The organism is Roseibium sp. R5, from assembly GCF_055755305.1.
This window is the reverse complement of the sequence record NZ_CM146910.1, coordinates 2,637,872-2,651,616: the sequence shown is the minus strand read 5'-3', so window position 1 is coordinate 2,651,616 and position 13,745 is coordinate 2,637,872. Positions and strand designations below refer to the sequence as shown.

The following is a 13,745-nucleotide window of genomic DNA, read 5'->3' as shown; positions in this document are numbered from 1 at the left end:
GGCGTTTAGAAAACACGCCTTTCCGATGGTTACTAGGCCCCAGCCTTCGCTGGGGCGACAAAGTCCTGGAAAGGTATAAATTCTAAGACCCAGCAGAACTTTTTCCGTCCCGGCCTTGAGCCGGGACCATAAGGGCTGAAAAGCGGCCCCGGATCAGGTCCGGGGCGGCCTTAACAGGCGGCGGGTTTTAGCCCCACCACTTCTCCGGCTCGAAAGAGCCAGCGGCGTCTTCGATGACCTGACCGACCTGGAAGAGCGTCGACTCATCGAACGGTTTGCCGATCAGCTGTAGGCCAAGCGGCAGGCCTTCAGACGACAGACCAGCAGGTACAGAGATGCCCGGCAGACCGGCCATGTTCACGGTCACGGTGAAAATGTCGTTTAGGTACATTTTCACCGGATCGGAGTGAAGGTCCTGATCCGCCACACCAAAGGCCGCAGAAGGTGTTGCCGGGGTCAGGATGGCATCGACACCGTTTTGCCACGCCAGATCAAAGTCGCGCTTGATCAGCGTGCGGACCTTCTGGGCTTTCAGGTAATAGGCATCGTAGTAACCGGCGGACAGCACATAGGTGCCGATCAGGATCCGGCGCTTGACCTCATCACCAAAGCCCTCCGCACGGGTGTTTTCGTACATCTCCACGATGTCCTTGCCCGGAACACGCAGGCCGTAGCGAACGCCGTCATAACGAGCGAGGTTCGAAGAGGCTTCCGCAGGCGCAACGATGTAATAGGCCGGAAGGGCGTATTTGGTGTGCGGCATGGCTATGTCGACGATTTCCGCGCCCGCATCCTTCAGCCACGCAATGCCCTGTTGCCACAACTCATCGATTTCGCCCGGCATGCCGTCCAGCCGGTACTCGGCCGGAATGCCGATTTTCAGGCCCTTCACGGACTTGCCGATAGCCGCTTCATAATCCGGGACCTCGATGTCGACGGACGTGGTGTCTTTTGGGTCGACGGAGGCCATGGACTTCAAAAGGATCGCACTGTCGCGCACCGTGTGGGCAATCGGACCAGCCTGGTCGAGTGAAGAAGCGAAGGCAACAACGCCCCAACGCGAGCAGCGGCCGTAGGTCGGCTTGATACCGACTGTACCGGTGAAGGCAGCCGGCTGGCGGATGGAGCCGCCGGTGTCCGTAGCCGTCGCGCCCATGCACATGCGCGCGGCAACGGCGGCTGCAGACCCGCCGGACGAGCCGCCTGGAACGAGATCCTGGTTGGAGCCTTTTTTCCGCCAAGGGTTGATGACGTCGCCGTAGTAGGAGGTCTCGTTCGACGAGCCCATGGCGAACTCGTCCATGTTCAGCTTGCCGAGCATGACCGCACCATCGGCCCACAGATTGGCCGTCACAGTGGACTCATAGGCTGGCTTGAAACCGTCCAGAATGTGCGAGCAGGCCTGCGTGTGAACGCCTTCGGTGCCGAAAAGATCCTTGATACCGAGCGGAATACCTTCCAGCGCACCGCCCTTGCCCTTGGCGAGCTTTTCGTCAGAGGCCTTTGCCATCTGACGGGCCTTGTCGGCGGTAACGGCAACATAAGCATTCAGCGCGCCGTTGGCCTGTTCGATGTTGCCGAGAAACGCCTCGGTGAGTTCGGTGGACGTGTAGTCCTTGTTCTTCAAGCCTTCGCGGGCTTCGGCAATGGTCAGTTTAGTAAGTTCTGTCATGGGTCCAGGTCTTTCAGGCTGCCGTCAGGCGCCGGGAATAGAAAAGGGATTCAGGATGTTCGGGATAGTCCAGGATCGGGCCGCACACTTTGAAGCCGCTGGTCTCGTAAAGGCGCTTGGCCGCGTCATAATTGACACCGGTTTCCAATACGGCCTCGGAGAAGCCTTCCTCGATGGCGAGCGCCAGGATCCGGTCCAGCAGTTTGCGTCCAAGGCCGAGGCCCTGATGACCGGGACGGGTGTACATGCGTTTGACTTCGGCAATGCCGCCATCGTGACGGTAGAGCGATCCGCAGGCCGCCACTTTGCCATCGACGCGGGCGACGAAGACGGTGGTCCGCGCATCGGCCATCTGTTCAACCGTCAGATGGTGGCAGGCGTCTTCTGATGTCAGGCTCAACAACAGATCATTCAATTCACCGACCATCGCACGCATCTCATCACTGAGCGGCGTTTCAACGGCGATTGAAATGGCTGGCGCGGACGACATCCCGGTTACTCCTGCTTATTCGACGACTTTCGGCACCATGAAGAAGTTGTCTTCAGAGGCCGGAGCGTTCTTGGTGATGTCGGCAGCCTTGTTGCCGTCGGTCACGCCGTCTGCGCGCTTTTTCATGGTTGTTTCGACCACGGAGGTCATCGGCTCAACGCCGTCAATGTTCACTTCGTCGAGCTGTTCGACAAAACCGAGGATGGCATTCAGTTCGCCGGTCATGCGGGTGGCTTCGTCTTCGCTCACCTTGATGCGGGCAAGACGCGCAACGCGCTTTACCGTTGCAGTATCTACGGACATGTTTTTTCCTTCGACCGTTGGAAATCTGGTTTGGAGGTTGATTACCGCCCCAAGCACTCATTTTCCAATGAATGTCCTTGCTGAACGCATCAAGACATGAAATACGGTCCTGATGGGGACCGAATTATGAGTGATGGTTCAACACGCCGGGGGCGGAAAGACGACCCCAACCTGACCGGCCGGCTGCAATCCGCGATGGTAACGGCTCTGGCGCATCACGGGTACGAGCCTGTTCGTTTAGACGATCTCGCGAACAACGCGGGCACCAGCAAACAGGCAATCTATCGCCGATGGCCTGGCAAACAGGACTTTGCGCTTGCCGCGCTTCAAACTGCTCTGTTTCAGATCCCCGCACCCAGACCCGAGCGCACAAATACCGCGCGAGACCTCTACCGTTTGATCGCCGGCTATCGGGGAGCCTTGAACAGTGACCTTGGCAAGGCACTGCTGCAGGTGCGGGCTTTCCCAGAGTTCCGATCATTAATCTTCGAATTTGCGGATGAGATCCGGTTTCACATCCGCCAGTGTTTGATCGCGACACCGTTTGAGCAGGACCTTCAGGCGAAAACCACGCTAATCCTGGGACTCATTTGGCAAGACCTGTTTGATCTGCATTTCGGGCGCGGCGGGCTGGATGACACTGGATTGGAAAGCGCGATCTATTTGCTTTTGGGGCTGACTGCCCCCCGATCCTCTGCGGAACAGTCGCCGCTCCCCGGATTGTGAGCCACGGCAGAGTGCCAAGGCGTTCACGGATTCTGGCGGTGTGCTTTCGTCTCTGTGAACAAGGGTGATTGGTGTTTGGCAGCGGTCATGGCCATTCTCCAGACACCGGGCGCGAATATGTGCCTCAACTCAAAAACCTTCCGGAGTTCTCGATGCCGCTTTACACCTCGAAATCCGTGCTTCTTGGCCTCACAGCTCTTTTTTCCGTCACCGGCTTTGCCGTGTCGGCTGACGAAATCACCACCTTTACCAAGAACGGCGCCGCTATCGGCGGCACCGATCCGGTTGCCTACTTCACCCAAGGCAAGCCGGTCGCCGGTTCTGATGAGTACACGTTCCAATATGACGATGTGACCTGGAAGTTTTCGTCCGCTGAAAACCGGGATAAGTTCGCCGCCGATCCGGTGAAATACGCGCCGCAATACGGCGGTTTCTGCGCCTTCGGCCTGAGCAAGGGCTTCAAAGTGCCGGTCATCCCGGAGGCCTGGAAAATTGTCGATGGCAAGCTCTACCTCAACAACAGCGTTGCCGTTCAAGAGCGGTTTGAAGGCAACACCGCGGAATACATCAATGACGCTGACCTGAACTGGGACATCGTGAAAGACACGAAACCGGAAGACCTGAAAGAACCGATCATCCGGTAACTTCAAGTGCCATTCTCAAGATCGAGCCCGCCAATTCGGCGGGCTTATACATTATGAGGCCGGAGCATGGTTTGATGCTCCGGCCTCTTTGTCATTGAGGTATGGCCTTACCTTTATGACGGTGTGTGAAGTGGTTGAGCCCTTGCGGGCATGAACCTTGCGTTCGCAAAAAAGCAGAACCCTTCACACACTTGAGGCTTCGTCGAACCGTTGAGAGAGCTTCGCGCTCGCGTATAAGGGAGACCAAGCCATGCCTTATGCTAGCCGTTTTGTCGGCATCGACATATCAAAATCCACGTTTGACGTTTGCGTTCTGCCCGATGAGCAGCGTGCGAGTTTCACCAACACGGAGGAAGGGATCGATGCATTCCTGACCTTTCTCATGCGGTTCAACTCGATAGAACGGCTGATCCTGGAGCCGACCGGCGGCTATGAGCGTGCCGTTGAGGCTGCCCTTCTGGCGGTTGGCCGGCCAGTTGCCAAGGTGAACGCCAAGCAAGTCCGGCAATTTGCCCGGGCCTGTGGCCAGCTCTCCAAGACCGACAAGATTGATGCCTTCATTCTGGCCGACTATGGCCAACGCCTGGAGACACGCCTCCTCACTCCCAGCTCCGCGGCCCAGACCCTGCTCAAGGAGCTGGTTCAAAGATACCGGCAACTGAGCCATATGATCGTTCAAGAAAAGAACCGCAGGGAAAAGCAGACCGGCAGGACGATAGCCTGGATCGAAGAAAGTCTGCGCTTTTTGACCAATCAGCGCCAGGCTGTTATCGACGACATGGAGCTTTGCATCAGGTCGGACCCGGCACTTGCCCAAAGGGCCAATGTTCTCATGTCCCTCAAAGGCATCGGTCTAAGAACAGCTTGCTTCCTGCTGGCCGACTTGCCGGAGCTGGGGAGCTTGTCCAAAGGACAGGTCGCCAAGCTCGTCGGCGTGGCCCCGCTCAACAAGGATAGCGGCCTCATGCGGGGCAAACGCATGATCTCCGGTGGACGGCGGCAAATCCGAGATGCTCTCTACGTCGCAGCTCTGCCAGCCATCCGCTTTGATCCGGTCATGAAGGCCTTCTACAAACGCCTCAAAACAAATGGAAAACCGTCAAAGGTCGCCCTCGTCGCCGTCATGCGAAAAATGATCATCATTCTCAATGCAAGGCTAAAAGAAACGATGATGGTCTCCGCTTGACTACCAACACCGTTGCTTTTTCATATGCCGTCTGACACGCTGTTTCCTCTCACGAAACAATGACGCCTTTAAAAACCCGTCGGGCAATGCTAAATGCTGAGTATTGAAGTCAGCATTTAAAGGTTCCTCATGGCCGCCCTGCCGAAACGCAAGCCCCGCTTTCTGACCGTCAAGTCGGCCGTGTATTTAAGCCCGCACATGATCCGTGTGACCTTTGCCGGACCCGAACTAGAAGGGTTTCCGCTTCATCAGGAAGGGGCAAATTGCAAGCTGGTGCTGCCGTGTGACGGTGAAAGCCGGGAAGACTTCGAAGCATATTTTGGTCCCGATGGACCTGAAGAGAAGGTCCACCCGGTCAGGACCTATACCGTGCGCGCCTACCGGCCGGACAGTCTGGAACTCGACATCGATTTTGTCGCCCATGGCGACAACGGACCGGCAACCCGCTGGGCCCAATCCGCCAAACCCGGATCGTTCCTCGGCTTCTTCGGGCCAAGTCAGAAGAAGATCAAGGAATTCTACGCCGATTGGTATCTGGTGGCCGCGGACCTCTCAGCCATGCCGGTTGCCGAAGCCGTTCTGGAGCAGATGCCGCAGGACACGAAAGGCGTGGCCCTTTTTGAAGTGCCGTCCAAAGACGATATCCGGGAGATTGTGGTCCCAAGCAACATCGAAATCCACTGGCTGATCCATGAGGATCCGCATGTCGCGTCCACCGCACAGCTCGACTTCATAAGGTCGATGGCGTGGCCGGACGGCGTCGTGCAAACCTGCATTGCCGGGGAAAGCTCGGTCATCCGGTCGATCCGCGATCATCTGCACAACACCCGGCAGGTACCGCGAAAAGACACCTACATCTCCGGCTATTGGAAAATCGGCCTTGTTGAAGACGAGCACCAGAAAATGAAACGGGCGGAAGCCGCCTGACACCCCTTTCGATCTGGCAGGCTGCTGAGCGCGTAGTCTCTTCAGGTGACGGAGAGGTGCGATGGCCCGGTATTACGTGTCAGTGACCGGTTTGCGGTTGAAGAGGTGGTTTCATGCCCTGCGCTTCTGGCGGCACGCGATCCCGAGCTTCAATCAGGCAACAGCCGCTGATGGCAACGTTTTGACCGACACACGGACCGTGCGCGGCGTCCATCACACCTTGACCGTCTGGACGAGTGAAACGGCGATGAAACGCTATCTTTATCGCGGAGCGCACCGCAAGGCGATCAAGGCGTTTTCAACAATCGCAACTGGAACGACATGCGGCTTCCACACTGACGACATTCCATCCTGGGAGGTCGCTCTTGAATACTGGGAGCGCCATGGACGGGACTACGAGACGCCGACAATGGACAGCTCGCGTAGCCCCTTGTCCAAACTTATCGCTCTGGCCAAGCTGGAACCCGGCAACAGCTATTCCCGCGGCCCGAGATACTCCACCCGCAGATCTTCAACTTTTCCAGCTTCCTTGGCCGCGAGCAGCTCAATGTTGATCGTGCGGGTGTAAGGGCTGCGCAGCGACAGGGCAAACCCGTATTTGTTCGGATCAAAGAGCGGCCCAACCACCTCCACATCCGCGTTGGGATTGGTGTGATCGTAGTACTCCAGTGTCGGTGCATCGCCGACAAACGCGTCAATTTCGCCATCGCTCAATGCTTCAACAGCCTCAACGAGGCCATCAAAAGCAATCACCGACCATCCCTGCTCGCGTGAATAGTCTTCGCCGACACTGCCGTCGAACACACCGACGACCTTGCCCGGCAAGTCGGCGACACTCTGGATCTGATTGTTGAGCGACAAGGTGGTCATGACGCTTGTGACGGAAGACGTAATGAACGCCATCACCGCTAAACCGCACACCAGCCAGATCGCTTGCCACACACGCCCGATCCAACCAAAAAGGTTCTTGCGCGATGGCGCCTTGCCGGAGGTCACGACAGACATCACCGAGTAAAAACTGTCCGCCAGTCCATCCGGCCATTTTTGCGAGAAGGACTTGTCGAACCGGCGGTCAAAAAGGGTCATCAAAAGCGTGGCCACCACAATTACAAACGCGAGCCAGCCGTAGGCCTTCAGGAAACCTGCCTCCTGAAGCCCGTTGACCACTTCCCAGAAGCTGGTCGAGCCCGCAGAGCCGACCATGATGCGCAGACCTGAATCGAACCAGGGCTGGGTGAAATCCATTTTCTCCAAACGCGCCTTGGTGATGGTCAGGTTCGAGATCGCAGCATCTGTTTGCCCCTCCGCAGTCGCGTCGATCAAGGCCCGCACATTGGGGTAAGGCTCGTACTGATATTCAAGGCCGGCAGCAGCTGCGAGCTCTTCCCAAAGCTCGATCGCCATGCCGGTATATCCGTCAGCCGTTTGCATCACGAACGGCGGGCTCACCCGAACGCCAACCGTCAGCGGCGCTTCGCCGCTCGCCGCTTCAGGTGCTTGGCCTGCCTCCTGCGCGGCACCGGGCGATACAACCAGTATCATTGCACTGATCAGCGCTATGATCGGGAACACGGAACGCAAAAAGACACGATAATTCAGCAGCATGGTTCCCCCAAGACAAGGACGCAAAGACGAATGCGTCCAGACGTTACAACCTAAAGGGTAAAACAGTCGCAAACGCCTTTGTGATGCCTTTGCAATCGAGTAGTTTGGCTACTGGGTCCCGGCCTGCGCCGGGATGGCTGAAAACTGTCGGGGTTCACGAGAACTATCCCCACCAAATCCGCCTATCGCGTCTCGCCAGCGCCGCATTTGTTGCTATATTGTTCTCCAAAGCGCTTTTAACCGGACCGATAAACCATGACCGACCCGGACGGGTATGACGATCCCTTTGACGATCCTTTTCAACCCATCGGGACGCGGGCGGAAGCTCCACCTGTTGCGCCACCACCTGGCGGCGGCATTGCAGCACGGGCCATGGCGGCCCGCCGGGCGCCCGACTATCTGACTGGTCTCAATCCCGAACAGCGCCTTGCCGTGGAAACGACCGAGGGGCCCGTGCTGGTTCTAGCGGGTGCCGGCACCGGCAAGACCCGGGTTTTGACCACCCGGATCGCGCATATCCTGGCGTCCGGCCTGGCACGTCCACATGAAATTCTGGCCGTGACCTTCACCAACAAGGCCGCTCGGGAAATGAAGGACCGCATTGCCGGGTTTGTCGGCGGCAATGTGGAGGGCATGGCCTGGCTCGGCACATTCCACTCCATCTGCGTCAAAATCCTTCGAAAACATGCCGAACTGGTGGGTTTGAAATCCGGCTTTTCCATTCTGGATACCGACGACCAGATCCGCCTGATCAAACAGATCATTCAAGCTGAAGGGCTCGACGACAAGCGCTGGACCGCCCGCGCCTTTGCCAACATGCTCGACGGCTGGAAGAACCGGGCCCTGACGCCGGACCAGGTACCGGAGGGAGAAGCGCGCGCCTTCGCGAACGGCAAGGGCCGCAAGCTCTATCAGGAGTATCAGGAACGTCTGTCGATCCTAAACGCCGCCGATTTTGGCGATCTCTTGCTCCACGTCATCACGCTGTTCAAGACCCGCCCGGATGTGCTTGCCGATTATCAGCGCCGCTTCCGCTACATGCTGGTGGACGAGTATCAGGACACCAACATTGCCCAGTATTTGTGGCTGCGCCTCCTGGCCCAGGGCAATCCGAATGTCTGCTGTGTAGGTGATGACGATCAGTCGATTTATGGCTGGCGCGGGGCAGAGGTCGACAACATCCTGCGTTTCGAGCACGACTTCAAGGGCGCGGAAGTGATCCGTCTGGAGCGCAATTACCGCTCCACAAGCCATATTCTGGCCGCCGCTTCGCATCTGATCTCCTTCAACGAAGGCCGCCTCGGCAAGACGCTTTTTACCGACTTTCACGAACCGGATCATGACCTTGTGTCCGTTGCCTCGGTATGGGATTCAGAAGAAGAAGCCAGGACGATTGGTGATGAAATCGAGGCGCTGCAGACCAAAGGTCACGCGCTCAACGAGATGGCCGTTCTGGTCCGCGCCTCCTTCCAGATGCGCGAGTTCGAGGATCGATTTGTCACGCTCGGCCTCAACTACCGTGTCATTGGCGGTCCGCGCTTTTATGAGCGTATGGAAATCCGCGATGCCATGGCGTATTTCCGCTGTGTCATGCAGCCGGCGGACGATCTGGCGTTCGAGCGGATCGTCAACACGCCGAAACGCGGCCTTGGGGATGCCACGCTAAAGCTTGTGCATGAACTGGCGCGAGCCAAACGTATCCCATTGATGCAGGCCGCCAGTCAGCTGATCGATTCCGAAGAGCTGAAACCCAAGCCGCGCAATTCGTTGAAAACTGTGCTCGACAATTTCGAGCGCTGGCGGCGCCAGCTCGACAGCATGAAGCACACGGACCTCGCCGAGATCATTCTGGATGAAAGCGGCTACACGGAAATGTGGCGGCAGGACCGCTCAGCCGAAGCCCCGGGCCGTCTGGACAACCTGAAAGAACTCATCCGCTCCATGGAAGAGTTTGAATCCATGGCCGGGTTCCTGGAACACATCTCCCTCGTTATGGACCGCGACAGCGCAGATGCACAGGACGCCGTCTCGATCATGACGCTGCACTCCGCAAAGGGCCTGGAGTTTGACACGGTTTTCCTGCCCGGCTGGGAAGAAGGCCTTTTCCCGCATCAGCGGGCGCTGGATGAGAGTGGCCGGGCGGGACTGGAAGAGGAACGCCGCCTCGCCTATGTCGGCATCACCCGCGCCAAGAAACGGGCGAAGCTCTACTTTGCCTCCAACCGGCGCATTCACGGCCAATGGCAGTCGAGCATTCCATCAAGGTTCCTCGATGAACTGCCAACTGAACACGTTGAAATCGCGGAAGCCTCATCAAACTACGGCGGGTATGGCGGTGGCGGCTATGGTCCGTCGCGCTTCGACCGTCAGGATGCCTTTGAGACCGGCAGCTATTCGACGCCCGGCTGGCAACGCGCGCAGCGCGCGCGCCAATCCTCGAACGGGTTTTCAGACGGCGGCGGACGGGGCTACCAATCCGCGCGTCAAAAACGCCAGGGACCGCTCACGATTGAAGGGGAACTGGTTGCCAAGTCTGTCAGCGACACGCCCTCGGAGTATTCGGTCGGCGAACGAGTGTTCCACATCAAGTTCGGCTATGGCGCGATCAAGTCGATCGAAGGCAACAAGCTGACCATCGATTTTGAAAAGGCCGGTCAGAAAAAGGTCATCGACAGCTTCGTCGAGCGGCACTGATTTTAAGATATTGATATTTATATCAGTATCAGATTGAAGAAAACGAAATTTACCTTATGTTAATCATAAAACTACTAGTGTGATGGAATGGTTAGATTAACCCGCATCTTGTCTCTGCGTCGCGGGTATCGCGGAGGCGAGTTATGCACTTTTCCAACACGACAGCCCTTTGCCGCCGTTTTGCCGGGACCACTCTCCTTGCAATTGTCGTTCAGACCACGGCACTCATCGGCTCTTCCGAACAGTCCCATGCCGATTGCGCCCCACTTGGTGCAAACACGGTGATTGTAAATGGGTCCGCAACGCTTGATCCTTCCTCGGTATCGTCATCTACTCAGGTCTGTTTACGAGGTCGGAGCAGAATATCGATTGGTCATGGGACTGTCGGGGCCAGTGATTATCTTAACCTCTATGCACCAACTATCTTTCTAAATGCCGGTCCCGGAATTAGCGTCAACTCGGTGACGTTCTTCAATACTACAGTTGCTGCTGCCCCGACTGCCGGTACTGATTTTTTGCGCATGAGTCCCATGCCAACGAGCCCAAATCTTGGCGCGACGCGCATTAGTCTTGTCGATGTTACCATTGGGGCCAACAGGGCGATTACGCTTACGCCGAGTGGAGGGGATGTTCAGAACCAAGATATCTATTTCGCCAGCACAAAAAATGCCTCGTATATTTATGATCGTCTGACAATTTCAAACCCAAACCTGCTGGTCATTGGGCAATACAATCTCACCGGACAGGACTTCCCAGCAGCAGTGTCCCTTACCCTCAAGGACAGCACAGTTTCCAATGCAACCATAACGTCGGTTCAAAGCGGATCGCGGCTGACACTTGACAACACCACGATCAATTCGCGGTTTCTTTTTGTTGACGGAGAACTCGGTGGCAACGGCACCGTAAACGGGGCGTCAGGTGCTGCGGATACAATTCTTGCAACACGAGCAGGCTCTACCTTAAACCCGGGTAATTCGATCGGGACGTTAACTATCAACGGCAATCTGGCTTTTCAGGGAGCGACTGGTCTTACGGCTGAGCTTGATCCAACCGCCAGTCAAAACGCTGACCTTTTGGATGTGTCCGGCGACATAACCGGTGCGGACAACTTGACCGCGACACTGGAAAAAGACAGTGGATATTCGGGGTCGGGCGCAACCGAAATCAGTGATTTCATCAACTCCACCTTTGTCATCGCGCGCGCCGGATCTATTGACAGTAACAGCGTAACCCTGGTCGAAGGCAATTCGTTGAATGCACACCTGAGTGCAAGTCTCGCAGGACCGCCGACACAGACTTCACAGATTGAGGTCAAATTCTCTGACAACTCGGCAACACCAACCTTCCTGCCAACCAAGGTGAAGACCATCCAGTCGACCGGTGGCGGCAAGCAGGTCATTCCTCCGCCAGTGACAACGACCACGACGACACCAACGGCGACGGTCACAACCACCACCACGACCACACCGACGGTCACAACAACGACGACGACCACCACGACGACCAACACGACCACGCCCACCACGACGACGACCACATCAACAGTCCCGACGCAAACCGCGAAACCGCCTGTCTCGACGCCATGGGTGGATTTGGTGACGGCCGTATCAGCAACGCACAATGAAACACCCATCGACGGCGTGTCAGGCGGAAGCGGTGGCGGCAACCAAATTCTCGCTGGCGGGAACACGGTGAGTGACGGCTATTTGTCCCTGACCAACGGCGACCTGATCACCTTCAACGAAGTTCACGCTGAACCCTATTCCTCCAACCTGACCGTCGGCCTGGAACATCTCGATCACATTGCCACTTCGGTGATGAACCGGATTTCCGGCAGCCACGATGTCCTCGACAAGGCCAATAAGGTTCGCGATGCTCAAGGACGGGTCATCTGGCTGGATGCGTCCGGGCTGAAGGGAAACGTGGACGGCAAAGACGGTCTTGGAAGTTTCAATTATTCAATTGCCAGCGTAATTGGCGGAGCTGATCTGCTCGCAAGTGATCAGGGAAGCGTCGGGGCGTTTGCGGGCTACGGCTATCAACAGATGGACGAGCATGACACCGTCGATCAGTCCTTCTCGGCGCAGTCCGGCTTTGCCGGATTGTATGGAACACTCTACCGCGACAGTTGGCGGCTGGCTGCCTCCGGCGGATACTCTTACAGCGCGAACAAAGGCAAGCGAAACAACCCGAATGTCGGCTTGTTCACCGGTGGGCGCGCGGAATCCGATTTCGATTCCCATGCCGCCTTTGTCGCGGCAAAAGCAGGTTATGAACTGCCGCTAACGCCCCAGTTCAAAGTGACGCCGTTTGCTGCAGCTTCCTACGCTCATATTTGGCAGGGCGAGGCACGGGAAACAGGAGGCGGTGACTTCAACTACACCGTCCATGCTGCGACTGCAGACGCCGTTTTGACCGGTCTTGGATTCGACTGGGCAGCGGACGTTTGGAAAACGGACAGCGGGACAGCGAAGCTGGTCGGATTTGCGCGCTACGATCATGACTGGAGCGCGTCGGCAGATTCAGCCCATGATATCACTGTCACGTCCGACTTGTTCGGGACCTTCAATCAGACGGGCCAAAACCGCGGCGCCCATTCCGTAACAGCCGGATTGGGCTTTGTCGGCTCCGTCGGCAGCGCGGGCGCATGGCGATTGGGTGTTGCAGGTGCACTCAATGAACACGGTGAAGAAATCGGCGCGGGCGCCCACTTTTCCTGGCGGTTTTAGAAGAAGGTACTTTGCGGGCCTCTGGCGGCAACCGGGTTCCGGCGTTCACCTTTAAAGATCAATTCCTTTTTCCTCTTGCTCCCTGATCAGCAGGAAGCGTTCGGGTATGAAGGGATGCAGGGCAACCGCCTCCCGCAAGGCCTGCTGGCCGAGCCGGACCCTGCCCTGCTCCATCAGGATCCGGCCCTTGCCGGAAAGCGCCCCGAAATGCCGGGGTTCAAGCTCCAGCACCCGTTCGATGTCTTCCAGTGAACGATCAGGTTTGCCCTGGAGGTAATGGATGAACGCCCGCTGGTTCCACGCCTCGGCATAATCGGGCGCCGTTTCCAAGGCACTGTTCAACTCCATAAGTGCCCCTTCATAGTCGGCGACCCGCCGTTTGCTCATTGCTGAGCGAACCTTTGCCTCCAGATCTGCGGATGGGGCGGCCGCAATCCAACTCTCCCAGATTTCCGCTTCGACTATCCGGGCCTCCATTTCGCTCTTCGAGGAAAGCAATGCATCGAACAGCCGTTGATCCGGGAGATCACCCGCCTGTACCGGCCTCGCTGTGCCAAAAAAGACAAGACAAAGCAGCAATGCGGCTGTCGGCAAGATACGGCGGGACTGAAGGATTGCGCTTGCCTGCATGGTGGATCTCCCTTGGTACCGTCGGGCACTTTAGTAAAAACCTATGGCAGGCGGACTGTTTCGCCAGATCCAGCGGGTTTTATCGCAAAAACAAAAAAGAGACTGGCAGGGGTTTTTCGCTCCGGCTATACCGCTGAGC

Annotated in this window: 12 protein-coding genes; 7 read left to right on the top strand and 5 right to left on the bottom strand. The window is 57.2% G+C overall.

From position 1 onward, the window contains the following. Positions 1-187: 187 nt before the first annotated feature. The 3 genes from gatA to gatC are packed head-to-tail and all read right to left on the bottom strand — an operon-like array spanning position 188 to position 2,465. Positions 188-1,672, bottom strand: a complete 1,485-nt coding sequence (gene gatA, locus AC0J4F_RS12345; protein ID WP_473023615.1) for an Asp-tRNA(Asn)/Glu-tRNA(Gln) amidotransferase subunit GatA — start codon at positions 1,670-1,672, stop codon at positions 188-190. 13 nt (positions 1,673-1,685) lie between these two features. Further along, positions 1,686-2,162: a GNAT family N-acetyltransferase gene (locus AC0J4F_RS12340; RefSeq protein ID WP_473023614.1), complete on the bottom strand. Its 477-nt coding sequence runs from the start codon at positions 2,160-2,162 to the stop codon at positions 1,686-1,688. Positions 2,163-2,177: 15 nt separating this feature from the next. Next, on the bottom strand, positions 2,178-2,465 hold the full coding sequence (gatC, locus tag AC0J4F_RS12335; RefSeq protein WP_133946343.1) for an Asp-tRNA(Asn)/Glu-tRNA(Gln) amidotransferase subunit GatC: 288 nt from the start codon (positions 2,463-2,465) through the stop codon (positions 2,178-2,180). 126 nt (positions 2,466-2,591) lie between these two features. Between gatC and AC0J4F_RS12330 the strand changes: the two genes are divergently transcribed. The 5 genes from AC0J4F_RS12330 to AC0J4F_RS12310 all read left to right on the top strand — a co-directional run bounded on the left by AC0J4F_RS12330 (position 2,592) and on the right by AC0J4F_RS12310 (position 6,516). Beyond that, the gene (locus AC0J4F_RS12330; RefSeq protein ID WP_473023613.1) at positions 2,592-3,191 is read left to right on the top strand and encodes a TetR/AcrR family transcriptional regulator; all 600 of its coding nucleotides are present in this window, start codon (positions 2,592-2,594) and stop codon (positions 3,189-3,191) included. 152 nt (positions 3,192-3,343) lie between these two features. Then, complete coding sequence (locus AC0J4F_RS12325; protein WP_473023612.1) at positions 3,344-3,835, top strand: YHS domain-containing (seleno)protein; 492 nt, start codon at positions 3,344-3,346, stop codon at positions 3,833-3,835. A gap of 250 nt (positions 3,836-4,085) precedes the next feature. After that, positions 4,086-5,021, top strand: a complete 936-nt coding sequence (locus AC0J4F_RS12320; protein WP_473023611.1) for an IS110 family RNA-guided transposase — start codon at positions 4,086-4,088, stop codon at positions 5,019-5,021. Between the two features lie 129 nt (positions 5,022-5,150). Beyond that, positions 5,151-5,948: a siderophore-interacting protein gene (locus AC0J4F_RS12315; protein ID WP_473023610.1), complete on the top strand. Its 798-nt coding sequence runs from the start codon at positions 5,151-5,153 to the stop codon at positions 5,946-5,948. A 61-nt stretch (positions 5,949-6,009) separates the two neighbouring features. Beyond that, positions 6,010-6,516 carry a hypothetical protein gene (locus AC0J4F_RS12310; protein ID WP_473023609.1) on the top strand — a complete coding sequence of 169 codons (507 nt, stop codon included), beginning with the start codon at positions 6,010-6,012 and terminating at the stop codon, positions 6,514-6,516. Here AC0J4F_RS12310 and AC0J4F_RS12305 read toward each other — a convergent pair. Continuing rightward, a complete protein-coding gene (locus AC0J4F_RS12305) occupies positions 6,423-7,553 on the bottom strand; it encodes a transporter substrate-binding domain-containing protein (RefSeq protein ID WP_473023608.1) in 1,131 nt (376 codons plus the stop codon). The genes AC0J4F_RS12310 and AC0J4F_RS12305 overlap by 94 nt on opposite strands. A gap of 255 nt (positions 7,554-7,808) precedes the next feature. On the opposite strand from AC0J4F_RS12305, the gene AC0J4F_RS12300 reads away from it, so the two are divergent. Then, positions 7,809-10,247: an ATP-dependent helicase gene (locus AC0J4F_RS12300; protein ID WP_473023607.1), complete on the top strand. Its 2,439-nt coding sequence runs from the start codon at positions 7,809-7,811 to the stop codon at positions 10,245-10,247. Between the two features lie 530 nt (positions 10,248-10,777). After that, positions 10,778-12,976 (top strand): autotransporter outer membrane beta-barrel domain-containing protein, encoded by a 2,199-nt coding sequence (locus AC0J4F_RS12295; protein WP_208326654.1) that lies wholly within the window; start codon positions 10,778-10,780, stop codon positions 12,974-12,976. Positions 12,977-13,027: 51 nt separating this feature from the next. Here AC0J4F_RS12295 and AC0J4F_RS12290 read toward each other — a convergent pair whose 3' ends face one another. Continuing rightward, positions 13,028-13,606, bottom strand: a complete 579-nt coding sequence (locus AC0J4F_RS12290) for a tetratricopeptide repeat protein (protein ID WP_133946322.1) — start codon at positions 13,604-13,606, stop codon at positions 13,028-13,030. Between the last annotated feature and the right edge of the window lie 139 nt (positions 13,607-13,745).

What these genes read in the sequence shown, in the direction of transcription:
- AC0J4F_RS12315 (WP_473023610.1), top strand. Translation starts at nt 5,151, where the DNA reads ATGGCCGCCCTGCCGAAACGCAAGCCCCGCTTTCTGACCGTCAAGTCG.
- AC0J4F_RS12325 (WP_473023612.1), top strand. Translation starts at nt 3,344, where the DNA reads ATGCCGCTTTACACCTCGAAATCCGTGCTTCTTGGCCTCACAGCTCTT.
- AC0J4F_RS12300 (WP_473023607.1), top strand. Translation starts at nt 7,809, where the DNA reads ATGACCGACCCGGACGGGTATGACGATCCCTTTGACGATCCTTTTCAA.
- AC0J4F_RS12290 (WP_133946322.1), bottom strand. Translation starts at nt 13,606, where the DNA reads ATGCAGGCAAGCGCAATCCTTCAGTCCCGCCGTATCTTGCCGACAGCC.
- AC0J4F_RS12320 (WP_473023611.1), top strand. Translation starts at nt 4,086, where the DNA reads ATGCCTTATGCTAGCCGTTTTGTCGGCATCGACATATCAAAATCCACG.
- AC0J4F_RS12340 (WP_473023614.1), bottom strand. Translation starts at nt 2,162, where the DNA reads ATGTCGTCCGCGCCAGCCATTTCAATCGCCGTTGAAACGCCGCTCAGT.
- AC0J4F_RS12310 (WP_473023609.1), top strand. Translation starts at nt 6,010, where the DNA reads ATGGCCCGGTATTACGTGTCAGTGACCGGTTTGCGGTTGAAGAGGTGG.
- gatC (WP_133946343.1), bottom strand. Translation starts at nt 2,465, where the DNA reads ATGTCCGTAGATACTGCAACGGTAAAGCGCGTTGCGCGTCTTGCCCGC.
- AC0J4F_RS12305 (WP_473023608.1), bottom strand. Translation starts at nt 7,553, where the DNA reads ATGCTGCTGAATTATCGTGTCTTTTTGCGTTCCGTGTTCCCGATCATA.
- AC0J4F_RS12330 (WP_473023613.1), top strand. Translation starts at nt 2,592, where the DNA reads ATGAGTGATGGTTCAACACGCCGGGGGCGGAAAGACGACCCCAACCTG.
- AC0J4F_RS12295 (WP_208326654.1), top strand. Translation starts at nt 10,778, where the DNA reads ATGCCAACGAGCCCAAATCTTGGCGCGACGCGCATTAGTCTTGTCGAT.
- gatA (WP_473023615.1), bottom strand. Translation starts at nt 1,672, where the DNA reads ATGACAGAACTTACTAAACTGACCATTGCCGAAGCCCGCGAAGGCTTG.